The 3742-nt window shown below is 70.2% G+C and carries 5 protein-coding genes; 2 read left to right on the forward strand and 3 right to left on the reverse strand.

Annotated features, from left to right (window positions below):
- Positions 1-585 (reverse strand): hypothetical protein (locus tag Q0C41_RS30505; protein ID WP_291990660.1); only part of this gene is annotated, 585 nt, incomplete at its 3' end.
- Positions 586-649: 64 nt separating this feature from the next.
- Here Q0C41_RS30505 and ruvX point away from each other — a divergent pair.
- A complete protein-coding gene (gene ruvX / locus Q0C41_RS30510) occupies positions 650-1090 on the forward strand; it encodes a Holliday junction resolvase RuvX (RefSeq protein WP_291990662.1) in 441 nt (146 codons plus the stop codon).
- Positions 1087-2106 (forward strand): endolytic transglycosylase MltG, encoded by a 1020-nt coding sequence (gene mltG, locus Q0C41_RS30515; protein ID WP_291990665.1) that lies wholly within the window; start codon positions 1087-1089, stop codon positions 2104-2106. The genes ruvX and mltG overlap by 4 nt, the downstream gene beginning before the upstream one ends.
- 90 nt (positions 2107-2196) lie before the next feature.
- Here the strand turns inward: mltG and Q0C41_RS30520 are convergent, their stop codons facing one another.
- Complete coding sequence (locus Q0C41_RS30520) at positions 2197-3093, reverse strand: NAD(+)/NADH kinase (RefSeq protein ID WP_291990667.1); 897 nt, start codon at positions 3091-3093, stop codon at positions 2197-2199.
- The coding region (locus Q0C41_RS30525) for a TlyA family RNA methyltransferase (RefSeq protein WP_291990669.1) at positions 3090-3742 on the reverse strand (653 nt) is incomplete at its 5' end. The genes Q0C41_RS30520 and Q0C41_RS30525, both read right to left, overlap by 4 nt.

Raw genomic sequence — 3742 nt, forward strand, 5'->3', positions numbered from 1 at the left:
GGCCGCCAGCGCGCGTGCCTCCTGCCGTCGGGCCGCCAGGCGCGTCTCCGTCTCGGTCAGCGCCCGCGCGGTCTCGGCATGCGCCGTCAGCCGCCGCCCGTCGTCCTTGGCCAGGTAGTTCATCAGCCGCGCCGCTCGACCCACATCACGCGCGCTGGAGGCGTTCCAGGCGATGCGGGCATACCCGACCCGGCCCAGTCGCTGCAGGCGGCGCAGGCGGGCGGCGACGGCAGGGCGCTCACGGTCGAGGGTGGCCTGCAACTGCGACTGTCGTGCCGTCAACGCCGCCAGGTCGCCTTCGAGCACCACCAGGGCGTCCCTGGCCTGCGTCTCCCGGGCGCGCTGCAGATCGCGCTCGACATCCAGCTTCCGCAACTCGTCGACGACCGAACTCGACTGACGCTTGAGGACGTCGGCTTCGCGGGTCAGCGCGGCGATGCGCTCGCGGGTCGCCTGCTGGGCTCTGGCCGCCTCGGCGGCCTGCACCAGCGCCGAGGGGGACGACGTGCCGTCCGGCGGCGCGGTCGGATCCTGCGCCGTGGGCAGCTGAGCCGTCAGGATCGCGAGAAGGAGGAGCGCGCGCACAGCATCAGTATCGGCGCGAACCCGCCAAATGGTAGGGACTCGGCGGCCCTGCTACGCTTCCCTCGTGCGAGTCCTGGCCTTCGACCTCGGGATCCGGCGGACCGGCGTGGCGATCAGCGACGCGTCGGGCACGCTGGCGCGGCCGCTCGAAGTGGTCCAGGGGATGTCGCTCAAGGCGCAGTGGTCGGCGCTGCTCGACGTCATCGCCCGCGCGCAGGTCGAGGACGATCCGCTGGAGGCGGTCGTGGTGGGCGTGCCCCATCGGCTCGACGGCAGTCCCACGGACTTCACGCCCGCGGCACTCGACTTCATCGCGCGCCTGTCCCGGCGTATCGCGGTGCCGGTGATTCCGCTCGACGAGCGGCTGACCAGCGTCGAAGCCGAAGCCCTGCTGGCCGTCCGCGAACGCGACTGGCGCAAGCGCAAGCAGCAGCTCGATGCGGCGTCGGCCGCCGTCCTGCTCCAGGACTACCTCGACTCCCGCCAAAGGACCCCGTCGGCGTGAAACGTCTTCTGCTCGTCCTGTTGTTCGTCCTGCTCGTCGTCGCCGCCGGAGCCGCGTACTGGGTGACCCAGCGCGTCTCGCAGCCCTTCGCTGGTTTCACCGGCGAGCAGTTCGTCGAGATTCCCGCCGGCGAGAGCACGACCGGCATCGGCCGTCGTCTGGTCGCGGCCGGGGTCATTCGCGACGACCTGACGTTCCGGCTCGCCGTGCGCTGGCACGGGCGTGGCCGGTCGCTGAAGGCCGGTGAGTATCGCTTCACCACGGCGGCCGCACCGGCCGAGGTCATCGACCGCATCGCCCGCGGCGATGTCCACCTCGAGACGCTGACGTTCCCCGAGGGGCTCACCGCGGCGGAGATGGCGGTGCTCTTCGCGCAGAGTGGCCTCGGATCCGCCGACGCCTTCGTCGAGGCCTCGCGCGACCCCGCGGCGATCGCGGCGATCGATCCGGCGGCCGACACGCTCGAGGGGTACCTGTTCCCCGACACATACCACCTGCCGCGCACCATCGACGGCGCCGCCATGGTGGGGCGCATGGTGCGACGGTTCACGACGGTGTTCGACGAGGACCTGCGCCGGCGTGCCAGCGCGACCGGCCTCACCGTGCGCCAGATCATGACCATCGCGGCGCTGGTCGAGAAGGAGACCGCGCGCGGGGAGGAACGTCCACTGGTCGCGGCGGTGTATCGCAACCGCTTCCGCATCGGCATGCCGATGCAGGCCGACCCGACCGTGATCTACGCGCTCAAGCGGGCCGGCCGCTGGAACGGCAACATCCGCAAGGCGGATCTGAGCTTCGACTCGCCTTACAACACGTACCGCTATCCGGGCTTGCCACCCGGCCCGATCGCCTCACCCGGCAAGGCGGCCATCGACGCGACGATCAGCCCCGCGGACGTCGACTACCTGTACTTCGTCAGCCGCAACGACGGCTCGCACGCGTTTGCCGCCACGCTCACCGAGCACAACCGCAACGTGCAGGAGTGGCAGGTCGAGTACTTCAGGAAGCGCAGGTGATTTCACGATTTCAGAATCTCACTTTCACCGCCAACCTTCGAAGCACTGAGGTGGTGGGGAAATTCTGCAATTCTGCAATTCTGAAATTCTCTACCGCTCCGCCCAGCGCAGCTTCTGGCGCAGCACCTGGAAGTAGCCGTGCGACGACGGCTTGAGCAGGCGCAACTGGTACGGCGCGCGGTGGATGGAGACGGTGTCGCCGGGCGCGAGCATGTCGCCGATCTGGCCGTCGAAGGTGACGTAGGTCTCTTCGCGTGACGAGCGCGCCACTTCGCCGGAGACGACGATCTCCAGCGCCGCCGAGGCAGGCAGCACCACCGGGCGATTGGTGAGGGTGTGCGGGGCGATGGGGGTCAGCACCAGCGCGTCGACGCCGGGATGGACGATCGGGCCGCCTGCCGACAGGTTGTAGGCCGTCGATCCGGTCGGCGAGGCGACGATCAACCCGTCCGCCTTGAAGCGCGCGATCAACTGACCGTCGACCGACGCCACGAGGTCGATCATCCGCGACAGCGCGCCCTTGGTGATCACCACGTCGTTGAGCGAGATGTGCCGGACCGTGGTGCCATCCTGCCGGCGCACGACCGACTCGAGCATCATGCGCCGCTCTTCGTGCGCGGTCCCCGAGAAGACCTGCTCGAGCGCCTCGAACACCTCCGTGACGCGCACCTCGGTCAGGAAGCCGAGGCTGCCGAAGTTCACGGCGACGACCGGCACGTCGTAGCCCCCGGTCCCGAGCCGGCCGGCCGTGCCGAGCAGCGTGCCATCGCCCCCGAGCACGATGATCAGCTGCTCGTCGCGGCCCAGATGCTCCGGCTCGCAGACGCGGCCGGGCAGCGGGTCATTCGCCAGGGCCGCGGTGGCCACTTCGTAGCACGGCTCGATGCCTCGGGCCACGAGCCACCGGCCCACCTCGCCGAGCAGATCGGCGGCTTCGGTGAGCCCGGGCTTGGCCACCAGGCCGACCCGACGGACGGAGAGCGTCATGCACGACTCCTGAAGTGGGCGAGCCACTCGAGATTGCCTTCCATGCCTTCGATGGGCGACGCCGTGTGCCCCTGCACCAGGAGACCGACGGTCTCGGCGGCCGCGATGACGTCGGCCAGCACCCTGGCGCGCACCGCGTCGTCGCGGACCACGCCATGCTTGCCCACCTCCTCGCGCCCGGCCTCGAACTGCGGCTTCACCAGCGTGACGACGTCCGCGCCCGGCCGCAGGAGTGGAGGCACGACCGGGAGAATGTACCGCAGGGAGATGAACGACACGTCGGCGGTGACGATGTCGAAGTGCCGATGCGCCGCCGGCAGCTGGTCCGGCACGAGGTGACGGGCGTTGACGCGTTCGAGGCACGTGACGCGTGGATCCGACCGCAGCCGCCAGTCCATCTGGTTGTGCCCGACGTCGAGCGCCACGACATGAGGGGCGCCGCGCCGCAGCAGGACGTCGGTGAAGCCGCCGGTCGAGGCTCCGATGTCGAGGGCCTCGCGTCCCTCGACGGCGATGCCGAAGATGTCCAGGGCATGCACCAGCTTCAGGGCGCCTCGACCGACGTAGGGATGATCGGCCTGCCGCACCTGCAGGTCCACGTCCTCGCGCACGAGCTGACCCGGCTTCGGCGCGGCGGCGGCGCCAGGCA

Source organism: Luteitalea sp., assembly GCF_022842525.1.
Lineage (GTDB): Bacteria > Acidobacteriota > Vicinamibacteria > Vicinamibacterales > Vicinamibacteraceae > Luteitalea.